Source organism: Prosthecobacter sp. (assembly GCF_014879935.1).
Lineage (GTDB): Bacteria > Verrucomicrobiota > Verrucomicrobiia > Verrucomicrobiales > Verrucomicrobiaceae > Prosthecobacter.
In genome coordinates, this window is the sequence record NZ_JACSRD010000138.1 from 88724 (window position 1) to 106342 (window position 17619).

Here is a 17619-nt window from a genome sequence, read left to right on the forward strand (position 1 = left end):
GTTATATCAGGGCATCAGGCCAGTTGCGTGTCCGTTCGCAGGTGTGCGGCCACGTGCAGGGCATCGGCCAGCCCGCTCAACTGCTCGCGGTCCGTGATTTTCTGGCCGTGGTCGTCCTGAATGTAGATGGTGTCGATGGCGACACCTTTCTCCGTGTTGATGCGGGCATGCGTGACGCTGTGGCCGAGACGGCCGATGGCCATGAAAAGGTCGTAGAGCAGGCCGAGCCGGTCCACGAGCTGCACCTCCACCACGTTCTGGTTGGGAGAGAGGTTGTTGTTCAGGTAGATGCGCTGCGGGATCTCATCGCCGATTTGATCGAGCATCGTGGCCGATTTGCCCAGCTTTTCAGCGATGGACTGGCTGAAGTCGAAATCCGATCCGCTGAAGGCTTTGCGCACCGACTCCTCAATGCGGTTGCGGGCGCTCTTCGACGTGACGGCGGCGAAGTTCGTGTTGCAGATGCGGAAGATGTCCAGCACGAGGTTGTCGCTGCGCTGGAAGAGGTCGGCGCTGAGAATGTTGATGCTTTCGGCGGCCAGCGCACCGGAGATGCGGGCCAGCAGCAGGTGGCGGTCCCAGCAGACGACGGTGAGCTCGGTGTAGCCCTGGTCCACGTGATCTTCCCACACCATCACCGGCAGCAGCCCGGCCGCGGCTTCCTCGCGGATCAATTGCTCGAAGAAGGTGCGGAAATGCCGGATGTGCGTGGCCACCACGTCCGCCTCGCGGAAATTGAAGTAAGCCGGCGGCATGTGCTGGAAGTGCGCCTCCACCTCGGCCTCGAAATCGCCGCCCAGACGTCGCAGGACGTCGCCCTGCAGCTCATCGAGCGGTGTCTGTACCTGCTTCATGTAATCCGCTGGTGCGTCCATGAAGCGCAGCGTGCTGTGATAGAGCTGGCGGATGGAGGCCTCCTTGTAGCCGGACCAGCTCTTGTCGCTCGTACCCTTTGAATCCGCGTAGGTCATGAGCATCAGCGTGTCCAGATACTCCTTCGTGCGCACCACGGTGACAAACTCCTCGATCACCTGCGGATCTTCCAGGCTCTTCGTCGTCGCGGTGCGGTACATCAGCAGGTGGTTGTCCACCAGGAAGAGCAGCAGGCGGCGGCGTTCGCCTTTGAGCTGGAGACGGCGGCAGACCGCGGCGGCCAGAGTCGTGCTTTCATCGCTGTGCGTCTTCTTGTTCGCCGCACGGCCGGCATCATGCAGCAGCAGCGCAAGATAGAGCACGTACGGCTGCTGCAGGTCATGGAACAACTGCTGGAACAGCTCCACGCCTTTCAGCGTCGGGTCGCTCAACTCGTCCAGCTTGTCGATGGTGCGCAGCGTGTGCTCATCTGCGGTGTAGAGGTGGAAAAACTCGTGCTGCACCAGGTTCGTGAGCGCGCCGAACTCCGGCATGAAACGGCCGAGGAAGCCGACGCGGTGCATCTGCCGCAGCGTGCGGGACGCGTCGCCTTTCTTGGAGAGGATGGTCTCAAAGGTCTCCCGGTTCGCCTTGCTGTAGCGGAAGCTGGTGTCCACCAGCCGGAAGTTCTCCTGGATGAGCTGGAAGAGGTCCGGGCTCAGCCGCAGATGACGCTGCTGCGTGTGCAGAAACAGGCGCATCAGCCGCTGCGGGTCGGCTTTGAAGATGCCGTTGTCCTCCGGATAGACGCGCTCATGCTTGCGGATGAAGCCGTCGAAGCGCTCCTGCTGCTTCTCGGAGCGCTTGCGTGCCAGGAAGCCCATCAGCCGCTTTTTCTGCCCGTCGTGCTCGAGCTGCTCCAGGTGGAAGCGGTCCATGATCTCGCTGCTGCGCTGCAGGATGTCACGGGTGGCGGTGTAATAGTCGTGCATCAGCGCCTCGATGCGGCGCAGCAGTTTTTTATGGCGGTAGCCCAGGTTCGTGGCCACCGGACCCTGCAAACGCAGCGTCAGCAGATCCTCCGCCCGCTTCTCGGTGTAGTGCATCTCATTGCGCACCCGCAGGATGAACTCATACGCCTGCTCCACCTCACGCCAGCCAGATTTCGAAATAAGACCGAGGCCCACGAGGTCCTTCGGGTTCAGCGTCCGATGCTGTGCATACGTCATCCAGATCAGGTTCTGGTAGTCGCGCAGGCCGCCGCAGCCGTTCTTCACGTGCGGTTCCTGCACGAAGGGGGTGCCGCCTTGTTTCTTGTGGCGTGCCGCCAGGTCGATCTGCCGCAGTTTGAGGAACTCCTCGTCACGGCCGTTCATGCATTCCTTGTCAAAACGGGCGCGAAACTCCTCAAACGCCTTCGGCTGGCCGGTCAGGAACCGCCCCTCCATCAGTGCTGTCTTCGTTTCGATGTTCTCGTTCGCCAGATTGATGCACTCGCCCACGCTACGCGAGCCGTGGCCCACCTTGAATTTCAGATCGTAAAAGTAGAGCAGGAAGTCGCGGATCAGTTGCGCCACCTCATTGGACACGCGGCTTGTGTTCCCCGGAAACATGAAGGTCAGGTCCACATCGCTGCCCGGACTCATCACGCGGCGGCCGTAGCCGCCATGCGCCACCACGCTCACGTTCAGCCCGGCCCGCACCGGCTCCGGCAGCGCAGACACGCTCTCCTCCCACAGCACCCGGACCAGGTAGTCGATCACGTCTGAGCGCATGCGGCAGACCTCCGCCCCGCCGCAGTTGCCGCTGCGATGCCGCTGCTTGATGCGCTGCTCCTTGATCTTCAGGAAACGCTTCGCCTGGCGCAGCGCATCGGCCCGGCCACGCGGCAATGCCTCGCCGGGAGGGAAAAAAGCCTGCGCGCTTTTGTTCAGGTGGCGCAGATACTCGCGTTCCGTCATCGCTTTGGGGTGTTAGTAGCTGATGAGCGCGTGCACCGGCCCGTGGCCCCGCAGTTTCTCGCGACCATTGAGGAAGGACAGCTCGATGAAGAACGTGCTGCCCACGATCTTGCCGCCGGATTGCTCGATCAGCGCCAGCGCTGCCCCTGCGGTGCCGCCCGTGGCCAGCAAATCGTCCGCCAGCAGCACCGTCTCGCCCGGCGCAATCGCGTCCTGGTGGATCTCGATCGAATTGGAGCCGTACTCCAGCGAGTAATCCGCGCCCCGGGTCATCCACGGCAGCTTGCCCTTTTTACGCACCGGCACGAAGCCCGCGTTCAGCCGCTGGGCGATCAAAGCGCCAAAAATGAAGCCCCGCGCGTCGATTCCCACCACTTTGTCCACACTCAGGACGCCCGTGGCATCGATCATCCCGTCGATCGAGCGGGCCAGCAGCGCAGGATCGGACAGCACGGGCGTGATGTCCTTGAACAGGATGCCTGGCTTGGGGAAATCCGGCACGTCACGGATCGTGGCGCGGATGTGATCGAGGGTCTGCGAATTCATGCGCCCCGATGATGGAGGAGATGCGTGGATGCGCAAGCCTCATGCACCGCGGATCAAGGCATGAACGATCGACGGTGCGGGCCGGAAATCCGGGCGGCCTCACCAGCCGATCACGCCGCCATCGGCATGCCGTAGGGCAGTTCGTCCGGAATCGGTGCGAACTCGCGGATCTTGGACCACAAACTCGAATAATCCTTGTTCACGTCTCCGCTGAGGCAGTCGGTGATTTCGCCGCCGGCATCGGGATACTTCATCACGACCTCTTTGAAGGAAAAATTCGGGTCGTAGAAGGCATAGACGAGCTTGCGCATGTTCTCGACGCCTTCGCGCATGAGGCGGCTGTACTCCTCGAAACGCTGCGGCGAAAGATCGTTCGCCTGCAAGGCCGCGTGAACCGCATCCGCGGCCAGGACTCCGCTCTTCAACGCCAGCATGACGCCGCTGCTGAAAACGGGATCGAGAAAGGCATACGCGTCGCCCACCAGCAGGAGACCCGGCGAGGCGCCGAACTTCGAATGGAAGCTGTACTCGCTCGTGATCCAGTAGTCGCCTGTCGAGGCGCCCTCGGAGAGATGCTCCTCGATCCATTTGTTCTCGCAGATCTCACGCTCGAACATTTTCTTGGGATCTTTGACTCCCTCGCGGCTGAGGTACTTCCCTTCAGCCACGACGCCGACGCTGACCATGTCATCATGCATCGGAATGTGCCAGAACCAGCCCTTGTTCGGCACAAAGGCGATCGTGGTCGCTCCTTCGTCGATGCCCGTTTCACGCTTGGAGCCTTTGTAGTAGGTCCACACGGCCACTTTGTTGAGGTACGGGTCCTTCATGCGCCAGCCCTCACGCAGGGTGGAGAAGGCTTCCTTCCCGGAGGCGTCGATGACGAGCTTGGCCAGCAGGTGCTCCTTCTTGCCGTCCTTGGTCTGCACTTCGACACCGATCACGCGGCCATTGTCGTCCTTGAGCAGCTTTGTCACGGTCGTTTCTTCACGCACTTCGGCTCCCTTCGCACGCGCGTGGTTCATCAGCATGAGGTCAAACTCCGAGCGCTGCACCTGCCAGGTCTGCGCGATGGTCTCGCGGTCGTAGCGGTTGAAGAAGTAGAAGGGCTGTGAGCGCTTCCCGTCCGGCTGCACAAAGCTGACGCTGTACTTCTTCGTGAAGTGGCTTTTCTTCATCGTGGGGATCAGCCCCAGCCGCTCCAGCGGACCGAAGGTGAACGGGATCAACGACTCGCCAATGTGGTAGCGTGGGAACTTCTCCCGTTCGATGACGAGCACCCGGTGGCCGTGGTCTGCGAGGATGCAGGCGGTGCTGGTCCCGGCAGGACCGCCGCCGATGATGAGGACGTCGTGATGGCTGTTCATATAGATGACAACGCTGTTACGCAGGAAAGCTGTCCGCCGATACCGATGCTCACAATACCATTTCAGCATCGCCTCCATGCCGGTTCGTGATGAGGGCGGTTGCTTGCTGCGGAAAACAAAAACTTCCCACGGCCGGCCGCGTTTGATACAACCCCGCCATGAACACGCACCCAACCTCGCTTTCCCGTCGTGAAATGATCACCCGCGGCGTCCAGGCCGTCACCGCGGGCTTCCTCGGCTCCGCTTTGGCTGAAACCAAGGCCGCCAGCTCCGAAACGCTCGTTCAGCAGCTCTACGGCAGCATGGACGAGGCCCAGCGCAAGACGCTCTGCTTTGCGTGGAGCGACCCGCGTCGCCTGAAGGTCGATAATAACTGGCACATCACCCCGCAGAAGATTCGCGACGTTCTCAAACCCGATCAGCAGGAGCTCGTGCGCGAGATTTTCGACAAGCTTCACAGCGACGAGTACAAATCCGAGGTCTGGCGCCAGTTTGATCACGACAACAAAGGCGACGGCGGCTTCGGCAGCGCCTCCATCGCGCTCTTTGGCGAGCCTGGCACCAGCCAGTTCGAGTTCGTCCTCACCGGACGCCACTGCACGCGTCGCTGCGATGGCGACAGTGAGAAGGGCGTGGCCTTCGGCGGCCCGATCTTTTACGGCCACGCAGCCCAAGGCTTCAACGAGAAGCCGGATCACCCCGGCAACGCCTACTGGTATCAGGCCAAGCGTGCGAATGAGGTCTTCCAGGCGCTCGACGGCAAACAGCGTGATCTGGCCCTCCTCGGCGAATCCCGCGACGAAGACGGCAACGACACCGTGAAGCTCACCGGCAAGACCAAGGGCCTCGAAGGCATTCCGCTGACGGAACTCAGTGCCGATCAGAAGGATCTCGTCAAAAAAGTCATCGCCGACCTTCTGAAGCCCTTCCGCCAGTCTGAACGCGAAGAATCCATGAAGTACATTGAGGCTGGCGGCTTCGACAACCTGCACATGGCCTTCTTCAAGAATCAGGACGTCGGCAAAGACGGCGTCTGGGACGTCTGGCAGATCGAAGGCCCGAACATGGTCTGGTTCTTCCGCGGCGATCCCCACGTCCACTGCTGGGCGCACATTCGTGCGCCGCAGAAGGCGTGATCGCCGTCACTTTGCCGTCTTTGCCTCATTGAGCAGCTTCAGCGCGACCTCGACCAGTTTTTCCCCGCTGCCAGCCTCGCCGCGGGCGCTGACGATCTCGTAGTTGCCCTGCGGGTAGGCTTCCTTGTTGGGCACGTAGCCGATGCTTCCGTTCGAAAGCTCGGCGATGAAGGTGTGCTTGAATGGCGAGGCTTTTTTGAGTGCGAGGCCGAGTTCGACGAAGATCTCACCGGGCAGCGCAACCACAGCGACGTCGTCGCTGATGGCGATGACCTGCACCTCGGCGAGCAGCGGCTTGTCCTTCTTGTCGAGCGTTTCGAGGATGCACACCGTCTCCGCCATCGGCACGGTGCCGAACTTGGTCGTCAGCATGTTCGCCACCATGTCCTTCGCCTTGGCGATTTGTGCCTCTGTGAACGTGCGACGCCTGAGCGTGACCTGCTCGGAGCGGACGCGTGGGGCAAAAGTGCCCACCACTTTGAGATTCGGCCACGCGGCATCCGCCGCATCGGCCAGAGCGGTGCCGAGTTCCAGCGTGCTGCGGCGTTTGCCGGTGATGTAGTCGGTGTGATTGATGTTTCCGCAGGTTCCATTCGCAAAGACGGAGATCATCTCCGGTCCATGGCGTTCGCTGACCAGTTTCGTGAACACACCGGGATAGTCGGCGGAGATTTTCACACCGCCGCCGACCGAGGTGGGATGCATGGCGAAGTTCAGCAGCGACGCGACGGGCGTGGCATCGGTCCCCGCTCCCTGAAACAACAGTACGCCGACCTCGGGATCGACCGGGCCTGCGGGGCGATCCTTCGCCGTGAGCGCCTTTGGCTGCCAGATGGCCTCCTGCTGGCCTTCGCGCAGGATACGGCGGTTGAAACTGATGCCCTCCGCCTTGCCGATGGCGACAGAGGCATTCACCGGCGCGAGCTTCGCCTTCGCCTGCTTCACGGACTCGGTGATGCGTCCCGGCAGGGCGCTCATGTAGGCCACGCCGGGGGGCGAGTTGACCTTCGTCAGGTCATCCATCATCGATCCGCGTGGCTGCTGCGGCCCGGAGTGCGTGTGCGTTCCGGAAATGAGCACGTGGTCGCCTTCGATGCCGCATTGCTCCTGAATCAGCTTCCGCGTGGCCGCCACAATCGGCCGCACCGTGCCAGACAGATCGAGCACGACGATCACCGCGTGTGTGCCGTCCTTCTCCATGACAATCGTCTTCGCATAAAGCGGGTCGAGCACGCCTGCAGAGCCACGAAAGTGATAGTAGCCGCCCAGCGGCGTGCCGTCCTTTGGCGTGATGTCCACACGTGCGGCTCCGACGCGAAAGTCGCCGGCATGAAGTGGGAGTGCGATCAGGGAGAAGCAGAGCAGCAGGCGTGTGGTCATGCGACGAATACGCCTGCGGAAGTCACTTCTTGAACCCCTTCGGTGTGCCAAACCACGCATCCATCTCTTTCGCGAACGGCGCGATGACTTCCGGCGGCTCCGGAATCGCGCCACGGTCGCCTGTTTCGACGATCCAAGTGTCGAGTGCGGCACGCAGTCGCATCAATGCCTCGCGGTGCTCCGGCTTCGTCGAATCGACGAGGTTGGTGATCTCATCGCGATCTGCCTGCGTGTCGTAAAGCTCCTCGCAGGGGCCCGTGCGCTGCATGATCTCCAGCGGCGCTCCTTTGAGCGTGCCTGCGGCCTGCATCTCGCGCATCAGAGGCAGAATGGGGAAGCATTTCTCCTTGTAGCGGTTCAGCGAGGCAAACGTCGGCCCGTTCGTGAAGGTGCGGATGTAATGATAGCGCGCGTCATGCACCGAGCGGATGCACTGCACCGTTTCATCGATGCGATCACGTGCGGCAAAGGCAAACTGGCGCGGTGATTCTGCACGCGGACCGAGGATGACGCGGCCCTGCATCAACGGCGGCTTCGTGATGCCGGCCAAATCGAGTGTCGTCGCCGTGACATCGATCAAACTCACGATCTGATCGCTCACGCTGCCGGCAGCACAGCCTTCGGGCGCGGGGAAGTTTTTCGGCCACTTGATGATCATCGGCACGCGCAGGCCGCAGTCGTAGCACCAATGAATGCCGCGTGGTTCCAGCCGGCCGTTGTCGGCGAAGAAGATCACGATCGTGTCGTCTTCGAGCCCGTCCTGCCGCAGTTGGTCGAGCACCTGGCCGATGCGCACATCCATGCCGGACACGGAGTTCAAGTAGCGTGCCCACTCCTCGCGCACGAGCGGATGATCCGGGTAGTAGGGCGGCGGTGTGACGTTGTCCGGCGTGGCATGCTTCACATGCTCGCGCTCGCCCACCCACTCGACCCGCTCTTTCCTCCAGCTCTGGCGGTCATAGATGTCGTACTCGACCTCGTGCGAGTTGATCTGCGCAAAGAACGGCTGCTTCAATTTCAGCGACGCCCAGTCGTCCGTCTGGTAGATCGGCCCTTCGTTCACAAAGTTCAGATCGAGCTTGCCGGTGCCGACGTTGTGCCCGCCGGCCAGCTTGACGTTCGCCGTCGTGTAACCCGCGTCCTGCAGGCGGTGCGTCATCGGTCGCACGCCCGGTGGCAGCTTGAAATCATCGTCGCGATGCGAGCGCATGTGCTGCGTGTCCGTCGTCGTCTGATACATGCCGACGAGAAAGGCCGAGCGGCTCGGCGCGCAGGCGGGATTCGTCGAAAACACGTTCGTGAAGCGCACGCCGTGCTTCGCAAGTTGGTCGAGATTCGGCGTGTGCACGTTCTTCGCGCCGTAGCAGCCCAGATCATGCGAAAGGTTCTCGCCGACGAGCCAGAGGATGTTGGGCCTGCGCGTTGGAGCCTTGGCGGAATCGGGCTGTTTGGCGTTCAGGCTGCTGATCGCGAAGCAGAGCAGCGTAAGGGGCAAAAGGCGCTTCATGCGCCGATGAAACGCATGAAAGAGTCGTTTCACTCCGCCGATTCCTTGTTCCATGCCCGTCCTCGATCACTTCAACCTCGCCGGCCGCCGTGCCCTGATCACCGGAGGCTCACGTGGACTCGGGCTGGAAATGGCGCGGGCGCTTGCCGAGGCCGGTGCGGAGGTGATCATCACCGGCACGAGCGAGGAGAACCTGCGGCAAGCCTGTGAGTCGATCACTCTGGATCAATGCTGCGCCGTGACCGTCATTCAGGCCGACCTCTCGAAGCCGGAGGAAGCCGAACGCCTCTGCGATGTCGTGCTGCATGATCACGCACCCATCGACATCCTCATCAACAACGTCGGCGGACGTCGCATCAACACGCCCACGGAGGATCTCGCGCTCGAAGACTGGCAGCGCATCGTCGATTTGAACCTCACGCAGGCCTTCATCCTCACGAAACGCATCGGCGCGGCGATGATTCCGCGCCAATGGGGCCGCATCATCAACATCTCCTCCATCAACGCCCTCTGGCCCGGCAAAGCGATGCGCGGCCGCAGCTACGAGACCTCCAAAGGGGCGCTGACGATGTTCACGAAAGCCGTCGCCGCCGATTGGGCCGTGCACGGCATCACCGTGAACGCCATCGCGCCCGGCCCCTTCCTGACGGACGCCAACCGCCGCTGGATCGGCGAAAAGCCCGAGTTTGAAGGCGAAGTCGCCGCCAGCATCCCCATGGGCCGCTGGGGCAGGCCGGAGGAGATCGGCCCGCTCGCCCTCTACCTCGCCAGCGACGCCAGCAGCTACATGACCGGCAGCCTGCTCGTCATTGATGGCGGCAAGCTGCTGTGGTGACGCTTACAACTAAACGAAAGCAGACTTGCGTTTAGTTTAACCAAACGATATTATGGTTTCATATGGTTAAGAGGCGTTTCTGGCTCAATTGCATCGAAAAGCAGTGGAAAGCGCGGCCTGTCCTATGGCTGCGCGGGGTGCGGCGTGCCGGAAAAACCTCGCTCGCCCAATCGCTGGGTGACGTGGAGTATTTTGACTGCGAACTGCCACGCGTGCGCCGGGCGATGGAGGATCCAGAGGAGTTCTTAAAGCAGATGAAAGGGAGACGCATCGTGCTGGATGAGGTGCACCGGTTGCCGAATCCCTCCGAACTGCTCAAGATTGCGGCAGATCACTTTCCAGGCACGCGGGTGCTGGCGACGGGTTCTTCGACCCTGGGGGCGAGCAGCCGTTTTCGTGACACGCTGGCGGGGCGGAAGAGTGAGCTATGGCTCACGCCTATGATCGAGGCCGATTTGGAGGATTTTGACAGCGGTGACTTGAACCAACGGCTGTTGCATGGCGGGCTGCCGCCGTTCTTTCTCTCGCCCGAGCCGCCAGAGCGGGATTTCCAGGAGTGGATGGACGCCTATTGGGCCAAGGACATCCAAGAGCTCTTCCGGTTGGAGAAACGGGTTTCGTTTCAGAAGTTTGTGGAGCTGCTCATGGCACAAAGCGGCGGCATTTTTGAGGCGACGAAGTTCGCGGCACCTTGTGAGGTGTCGCGGGTGACCATCATGAACTACCTCGGTGTGTTGGAGGCAACGTCGGTGGCACTGGTGCTGAGGCCTTTCAGCACGCGTCTGTCGAACGAGATCGTGGCCGCGCCAAAAGTTTATGGCTTCGACACGGGCTTCGTCTGCGCCCACCGCGGCTGGAGCGAACTGCGCAGCGATGACCGCGGGCGGTTGTGGGAGCACTATGTGCTGAATGAAATGAGCGCCCGCGTGCCACTCTCCAGCCTGCATTACTGGCGGGACAAGCAGGCGCACGAGATCGACTTCATCTGGCAGCCGCGCGGCAGGGCGGTGACGGCCATTGAGTGCAAATGGTCGGCGCGGGATTTTGATCCCACGAATTTCCAAATCTTTGCCAAATCGTATCCGAAGGCCACGCTCCTCGTGGTCGCCACAGACGCGAGGCCTTCTTTCACTCGAGAGTACGGCGGCGTGAAGGTGGAATTCATCACGCTGAACACGTTGGTGGAGCGGATCACCTCCAAATGATGTACCACATGAGCACCTCCCACCCACTCCGCGGCGTCCTGCCGGTTTTTCAGACGCCTTGGCTCGAAGACGAGACGCTGGATCTTGAAACCCTCCAGCGGGAGATCGCGTGGCTCTACGAGTGCGGTGCGAACGGCATCGTGATGGCGATGGTGTCCGAAACGTTGCGGCTGGACAGTGAGGAGCGTGAGCAACTCGCTGCTGAGGCATGCAAATTCGGCAAAGACCGCGGTGTCGTCGTCATCAGCGTCGGTGCGGAATCATCCAAGACGGCTGAACGCTATGCGAAGCATGCGGAAGGCGTGGGCGCGGACGCGGTGATGGCGATTCCGCCGGTTTCCATCGGCATCGGCGAGAGTGAACTGCTCGCATATTACACTCGCATCATCAACGCGATCCAAATTCCAGTCATCGTGCAGGATGCGAGCGGCTATGTCGGCAAACCGATGCCCATCGCGATGCAGGCGCGGCTTTTGGACGAGTTCGGACCCGAGCGCGTGCAATACAAGCCCGAGGCGAGTCCCATCGGTCCGAGGCTCTCCGAACTCCGCGACGCGACGAAGGGGCGTGCACGCGTGTTTGAGGGCACGGGCGGCATAGCGCTGGTGGATTCGTTCAAACGCGGCGTGGTGGGCACGATGCCGGGCGCGGATCTGATTCGCGGCCTCGTTCCGCTTTGGAAGGCGCTGGAGGCCGGCGACGCGGAGAAGGCAGATCGCATCCACGGGCCGCTTTCGGCACTGATTTCGATGCAGACGAGCCTCGACGGCTTTCTGGCGGTGGAGAAGCATCTGCTGAAACGGCAGGGCATCTTCAAAAACACCCTCGTCCGCGGTCCGGTGGGCTTCAAACTCGACCCAGAGACTACGCGCGAGGTGGAGCGGCAGTTCGCCCGGATGATGGAAGCCGTAGAACGAGTTTCCTAACTCGTTTCTCAAAGGTCGGAGCGATGGTGCCTTTCTCCCATTCGGCGATGGCGGCGGTGAGCTCCTTCACGATCTCCGGTTTTTCGGCGGCGAGGTTTTTGGTTTCGCCGACATCAGCCGCGAGATCGTAGAGTTCAGGCTCCGCTTTGCCGAGGCGGACGAGCTTCATGCTGCCGCGACGCACGGCGTTGTTGCCGCCGGGACCGCCGCTGCGCCAGAAGAGCAGGTCGTGCGGCGCGGTGGTCTTTTCGCCGGTGAGGAAGGGCAGCAGGTTCACGCCATCGAGGTTCTTCGGCGTCAGGTCGGCCGACTCAGCGGCTGCGAGAGAGGTGGGCAGGAAGTCGAGCGCGATGACTGGCTGGTCGTAGGTGCCCGGTTTGATCTTCGCCGGCCAGCTCACGAGGAACGGCACGCGCATGCCGCCCTCATAGACATCGCCCTTCGCGCCACGGAGCGGCGCGTTGTCGGTGAAATTGGTGAGGCCCCTGAAGGAAAGATTCGGCCCACCGTTGTCGCTGACGAAGAAGATCAGCGTGTTGTCGGTCTGCTTCGTTTCTTCGAGCTTCTTCATCACACCGCCCACGGCTTCATCCATCGCCGCGACCATCGCGGCATAGGTCTGGCGGTTTTTGTCGGCGATCTGGGAAAACTTGTCGAGCCAGGCCTGCGGTGCCTGGAGCGGCGTATGCGGCGCGTTGAAGGCGAGGTAGAGCATCCACGGCTTCACTTCGCCCGCATGACGGCCCACGAAGGCCACGGCCTCGTCGCCGAACTGTTCGGTGAGGTATTTCGTCTGCTTCTCGTCCTTGCCGTTGCGATTGAGCGGGATGGTGTATTCCGCGCCGCCTTTGTCGCCGGGGAAATCCTGATGCCCGCCGCCGAGCGCGCCGAAGTACTCGTCAAAGCCGCGTTGGTTCGGATGGAACTGCGGATGCGCCCCGAGATGCCATTTCCCGACTGCGCCCGTCGTGTAACCGGCCTGCTTCATGAGCTGTGGATAGGTCTTTTCCGTCAGCGGAAGCCCGGCAACGGTGTCATTCGGCAGCCATGCGGGATTGTTCTCATGCCCGAAGCGATGCTGGTAACGCCCGGTCATGATTCCGGCCCGCGTCGGGCTGCAAAACGGGTGCGAGACGTAGCCATTCGTGCAGCGCAGGCTGCGTGCGGCCAGTTTGTCGAGATGCGGTGTGGGAATCTCTTTTGAACCTTGGAAGCCCACGTCGTTGTAGCCGAGGTCGTCGGCGACGATGACCAGCACGTTGGGTTTGGCGGCAAAGGAGGACGCCGTGAGCAGCAAGGAAACGAGAAAAACGAAGGAGCGCATGGTGAGGTGCCGAAACGTGGCGGCTTCAGGCATGTTTCACTTGTCCTTGGTCCTGCTTGGGAGCGGAAAACTGAGCAAATCGCCATTAATTGCGAGAAAGATCGTGTTCGTGCCGGCATCGACCCAAAAATCCATGCTGGTGAAATAAAGGCGCGGGAGTTCGACGAGCTGCGTGAAGGTGAAGCTGCGCAGGTCGTAGCGACCGATGCTGGTGGACCACACATCATCCTGGTCCCGCTTGGGCAAAGCGGCCCAAACCACATTCGGTTCATCCGTGGCTTGCAACGGGCGCCAGGATTCATCTTCCAGAGGACGAAACTCGCCTGTGACACGTTCCAATGAACCATTGGCAGGGTCAAGAAGGTGGTATTCGGGTTTCTCCGGGCCCGCCTCCGGCTCGATCCCTGGAGCATGTTCATCGCGTGAGCGAGAGACGAGGATCCTGCCAGAGTGCGGCAGCCTGGCCACCGGATCGAAATTGTCCGCCGGTGCGAGCTTGAGTGGAATGATTTCACGGGTGGCCACATTGACTCGCACCATGTCATTCGGCTCCGCCCAGGAACTGCCCAGCACACGTCCGGCCACGGCCCAGGCACCGTCCAACGAGGCAATGGGGGTGCCGAATGTTCCTTTCGCAATGAGTTCAGGCTCCTGTTTCTCCCTGCACAGCCAGATGCCGCTCATGTCGTCCTTCTTGCGTCGTTCGGCCCGTAATTGTCCGTCCATGATGGTGCTACGCCAGGAGGTGTTGGGAGAGTACTCGTCCACGGCCAGATGCTCAGTAAAGCCCGCGTCGTGCATCCGCAGCATCGGGCCTCTAACCTGGGATTTCGGTATGAAGGAGCCGTCGGCATTGACGGCCATCCAGCGCCCCTTCCGATCTTCTGGTGCTGCTTTGTTCACCATGAGCACGCCTTCCTGCCGCATCACGGCGTTGATACTCTGCTGCTCGCGCGGAACGACGATCCGCAGCCCTTTCACTTTGTCCGCAATGCCATAAGACACAGTAAGTTTGGATTTGTCCGCCACCAGCTTCTCGAAAAGCTTCACCAAGCAGACATAGACGGAGTCATTCTCGTCTTCGGAGATTTTCTCCTCACCTTGCTCAAGAGCACGCATGGAGTACGAGCCGGGATTGTTCATGAACACACGCCTGCCGCCTTCGGCGGTGAGGTGGACGTACTCGTACTGGATGCCGTCATGCACATCCAGCGTCAGCGGCGGCAGTTCGTCCACACGGTGCCCGGACATGTAAGCGCGAAGCTCGGCGAGTTCGGCCGCCATCAGCGTTCTCGTGCGATACCTCTCTCCGCCTTGATCGTTGACGAGCCGAGCCTTGTCGCCTTCGATCTCGATCCACGTCTGGCCGACATCACCCCAGTAGCCTGCGCTCAGCAGCGCATGAATCTCCAGAGGCTTCCCGGCGGTGAGAACACGCTTGCGCAGCATGTTTTGGAGGCGGCCAAGGTCTCCATACGAATAGTGACCGGGATCATGACGCATGCGGGCGCCGAGAATGCGCGCCTCCCCTTTGAAACGGCGCAGGATGAGCGCTCGCGCCTCCGGGCTGTCCTCCGCCTCCAGAAATCGCTCCGCTCCGCGAGCGCATAGAATGTGCTTGGATTCGAGCAACCGCGCGACTTTTTCCAGAGGAAGAGGCGTGCGCTTCAGCCGGGCGCAGGCCAGTAGCATCGCCTGGGCATCAGGAGCACCCTCATCCAAAATCAGATGCATGCGTTTTTCATCCTTCAACAGCAGCGCAACGATGGCGACGCTGCTTCCAGGCAGTCCTTGAAGCGTTTTGAGTACATCCGCAGGCAGGTGAGTGGTGTGCAGGAGGTCGTGCAGCCAGGATGCGTCATAGCGGCCCTCACGCAGCCGAGACGCCACCAGCCGGATGCCGGCAGGCGTGTGCCAAAGGCTGATCCGCGCTTCAATTGCCTCGGCCAGTTCCTGCTTGTTGTCCTTCCGCAGCTCATCAACTCGTTTGACGAGCGCCTCCGCCAGGGCGGGGGATTGAAATGCAGTTTCGTCAACCAGCACAAGACCTGCGGTCGCCAGCAGCCGCTGCTCCGGGGCGATGATCGACTTCACCTCACGAAAAGGAGGTGAATACCACTCCTCCTGCAAGGCGTCGCGGTTCTCCTTGGTGAGCGTCAGGGATTCATACAGTTCCACCGCCCGAGCCTGCTCTTCGGACGTCAATCCTTCCAGATCGAGCAGAGACTTGGTCAATGATTTCCGATCATGAAGCCCGGCCTCCTGCTCAACTATCTTCCGCAGTCCAGGCACGGCCTGGGTGGCGTGGTAATGGGCCAGCGCGGAGGCGGCCGCCTCCAGTGTATGTTCGGAGTCATGCTCCAACGCCCAGAGCAATCCCTGCACGCTTTCGGGCAGGTTCACCGAGTCCAAGGTCTGCAACAGACGCAGCCGGCCATCGTGATTCTCATCGAGCGCCCATGCGGGATTCGACAACCAAGGCAGCAGCGCTCTCAACGCATCCTCTCGTTTGTTTTCCAGATGGAACTGGGCCAGGCAACGCACGGCATTGTCATGCACAACCCGATTTGGATTTCCCACCCAAGGAATGACCTTCGGCACCCAGAAATCCGGCGCTGACTGCACCATCAAGGCCAGCGGTTCTTCTTTGTCATACTGGTTTACTTGAACGAAGCCGAGGGCGGCGTCCTGGAAGAGGCCCGGCACCCACTCCGCCTTGCCCGGCCATTCCACATTCCGGAGCGCTTTCAAGGCGCGGGCACGGATGACGGCCGGGGCATCGCTGGTGACAAGTGCTTGCAACTCGGCCCGCCAACGGCCGGCCTGCACATCTTGCATGGCATGCAGACGCAGAAGGGCGGTGCAACGTGCGGTGGGCAAGGCCGCTGCCGCTTGTTTTACCAACAGGGCTTTGGCTGCTTCAGGTTCGAACTTTTGATATGCCTCGAAAGCGGCTGCCCGGCCAACGTCGTCGGGCTCAACGAAGTGCGACTCCGCTTCGCGTTGCAATTCATCTCGGAACAGGCCTGCCTCGGTCATCAGCCAGTGGCGCACCTTGGGCAACGCATCCCGGGCCTCCTCGTCTTTTGAGGCAGTGGTGGCGAGGCGGTCATGCAGCTTCAGGATGCGCCGCACCATGCCTTCCTGCGTGGCGGGAAAACGCCCGGCCAGCGTTTCAAACAACGCGGGGTGTTCCTCACAATAGACCAGCAGTCGTTCACGCATGGCTGCGCTCGGCTCACCCATGCTGGGGGACCAGGAGCGGTCAGTCCGCCAGCAGTTGGCGAGCTTGTCGATGTCAGCCGAGTCTTCTGGCGCAAGAGAGGGAAGCGGCGGCGGCACCCAGCCTGCCTGCTTGCGCTTCTTTAGATGTTCCTGCCAGTCCTCCGCAGGAACCGAGTACGAAAGCAGTTCTGAAATGCCCGCGTCTGCACGAACACTGCTGGCAGGTTGTGCCAAAGCTCCGCATCCCAAGCTCGTGAGCAGCAAATGGACAAAGACAGGGAAGCGCATGAGTGCGCAAGTTTGGCGTGAATGCCGCTGACGACGCAATATCAAAGTTCGGGTCACGGGCAGAACTTCAAGCTTGCAACACGGGCCGGATTCCGGCATGCCCGTGGGCATGAAAAGCCGCCATTTGCACCTGCCGCTCGTCGCTTTGTCCATGCTGACGCATTGCGGTGATGAATCGAAGAAATCCGCCGCCTCGCCTGCGCCATCGCCAAAACCGGTCGCAGAAAAGCCTGCCGCGCCTGCTGCCGCCAAGCCGGAGCCGAAAAAGGTCTATTGGACGCAGGAGATGATGCACACGGAGATCAAGTATCACAATCCGGGCTACGAGGGGAACGGGGAGTTCAACATTGAGGGCGGGAATGTGATCGCACTGAGCTTGCGCGGCGCGAAGATCGACAATGTGAAGTTTTTGCAGCACATCGAGCCGCTGGTGCTGGACCTGAGCGAGACACCCATCAACGACCTGCGCCCATTGCAGGGCAAGAAGCTGGTGGAGCTGTATCTGGAGGACACGAAGGTGCGCGACCTCTCGCCGATCCGTGGCATGCCGCTGCAGAAGCTCTACCTGAGCCGCACGCCGGTTGAAAATCTCGGCGCGCTGGAAGGCATGCCGCTGGTGGAATTGAACGCGGTCGGCTGCCCGATCGGCGACATCGCCGGCATCGCCAAATGCCCGATTCAGATGCTCTGGCTGACCGATTGTCCGGTGGAGGACATCCGGGCGCTCAAAACGGTGCCCCTGGTCAGCGTGACCCTGCATCGCACGAAGGTGAAGGACCTCACGCCGCTGAGCGGCACCGCCTTGCAGCGCCTGCACATCGCCGAGACGCCGGTGACAGATCTGTCACCGTTGAAGGGCATGCAGCTCACGCGGCTCGTTTTCACGCCAGCGAACATCACCGCAGGCATCGACGTGGCGAAATCACTCCCGCTCCAGGAGATTGGCACCCGTTTTGACGAGGAAGGCAAGGATTTGCAGCCGCCGCAGAGTTTTTGGGCCGCTTATGACGCGGCGGTGAAGGCCGCCACAAAATGAGCAAGATTTATCTTGTCCCGGAGTGAGGTCT

Annotated in this window: 12 protein-coding genes; 5 read left to right on the plus strand and 7 right to left on the minus strand. The window is 61.4% G+C overall.

The annotated features are described in order from the left end of the window. Positions 1-14: 14 nt before the first annotated feature. The 3 genes from glnD to IAE77_RS12220 form a co-directional block, all read right to left on the minus strand. Positions 15-2813, minus strand: a complete 2799-nt coding sequence (gene glnD / locus IAE77_RS12210; RefSeq protein ID WP_294226781.1) for a [protein-PII] uridylyltransferase — start codon at positions 2811-2813, stop codon at positions 15-17. A gap of 12 nt (positions 2814-2825) precedes the next feature. Next, a complete protein-coding gene (locus IAE77_RS12215) occupies positions 2826-3359 on the minus strand; it encodes an adenine phosphoribosyltransferase (protein WP_294226784.1) in 534 nt (177 codons plus the stop codon). A 110-nt stretch (positions 3360-3469) separates the two neighbouring features. After that, a complete protein-coding gene (locus IAE77_RS12220) occupies positions 3470-4726 on the minus strand; it encodes an NAD(P)/FAD-dependent oxidoreductase (RefSeq protein WP_294226789.1) in 1257 nt (418 codons plus the stop codon). A gap of 158 nt (positions 4727-4884) precedes the next feature. Here IAE77_RS12220 and IAE77_RS12225 point away from each other — a divergent pair, with 158 nt between their 5' ends. Beyond that, positions 4885-5862, plus strand: coding sequence for a DUF3500 domain-containing protein (locus tag IAE77_RS12225; RefSeq protein WP_294226792.1), 978 nt, complete (start codon positions 4885-4887; stop codon positions 5860-5862). A gap of 6 nt (positions 5863-5868) precedes the next feature. Here the strand turns inward: IAE77_RS12225 and IAE77_RS12230 are convergent, their stop codons facing one another. Together IAE77_RS12230 and IAE77_RS12235 are read right to left on the minus strand one after the other, a co-directional pair. Then, a complete protein-coding gene (locus tag IAE77_RS12230; RefSeq protein WP_294226795.1) occupies positions 5869-7242 on the minus strand; it encodes a neutral/alkaline non-lysosomal ceramidase N-terminal domain-containing protein in 1374 nt (457 codons plus the stop codon). 22 nt (positions 7243-7264) lie between these two features. Beyond that, complete coding sequence (locus IAE77_RS12235) at positions 7265-8749, minus strand: sulfatase (RefSeq protein ID WP_294226797.1); 1485 nt, start codon at positions 8747-8749, stop codon at positions 7265-7267. A 52-nt stretch (positions 8750-8801) separates the two neighbouring features. On the opposite strand from IAE77_RS12235, the gene IAE77_RS12240 reads away from it, so the two are divergent. The 3 genes from IAE77_RS12240 to IAE77_RS12250 all read left to right on the plus strand — a co-directional run bounded on the left by IAE77_RS12240 (position 8802) and on the right by IAE77_RS12250 (position 11715). After that, positions 8802-9584 carry an SDR family oxidoreductase gene (locus IAE77_RS12240; protein WP_294226801.1) on the plus strand — a complete coding sequence of 261 codons (783 nt, stop codon included), beginning with the start codon at positions 8802-8804 and terminating at the stop codon, positions 9582-9584. Between the two features lie 62 nt (positions 9585-9646). After that, positions 9647-10789 carry a DUF4143 domain-containing protein gene (locus tag IAE77_RS12245; RefSeq protein ID WP_294226803.1) on the plus strand — a complete coding sequence of 381 codons (1143 nt, stop codon included), beginning with the start codon at positions 9647-9649 and terminating at the stop codon, positions 10787-10789. An 8-nt stretch (positions 10790-10797) separates the two neighbouring features. After that, positions 10798-11715, plus strand: a complete 918-nt coding sequence (locus IAE77_RS12250) for a dihydrodipicolinate synthase family protein (protein WP_294226805.1) — start codon at positions 10798-10800, stop codon at positions 11713-11715. Here the strand turns inward: IAE77_RS12250 and IAE77_RS12255 are convergent. Together IAE77_RS12255 and IAE77_RS12260 are read right to left on the minus strand one after the other, a co-directional pair. Next, the gene (locus tag IAE77_RS12255; RefSeq protein WP_294226807.1) at positions 11654-13039 is read right to left on the minus strand and encodes a sulfatase; all 1386 of its coding nucleotides are present in this window, start codon (positions 13037-13039) and stop codon (positions 11654-11656) included. The genes IAE77_RS12250 and IAE77_RS12255 overlap by 62 nt on opposite strands. A 36-nt stretch (positions 13040-13075) precedes the next feature. Beyond that, positions 13076-16552, minus strand: a complete 3477-nt coding sequence (locus IAE77_RS12260) for a HEAT repeat domain-containing protein (protein WP_294226808.1) — start codon at positions 16550-16552, stop codon at positions 13076-13078. A gap of 109 nt (positions 16553-16661) precedes the next feature. Here IAE77_RS12260 and IAE77_RS12265 point away from each other — a divergent pair, with 109 nt between their 5' ends. Then, positions 16662-17588, plus strand: coding sequence for a hypothetical protein (locus tag IAE77_RS12265; RefSeq protein WP_294226810.1), 927 nt, complete (start codon positions 16662-16664; stop codon positions 17586-17588). The last annotated feature ends 31 nt before the right edge of the window (positions 17589-17619 follow it).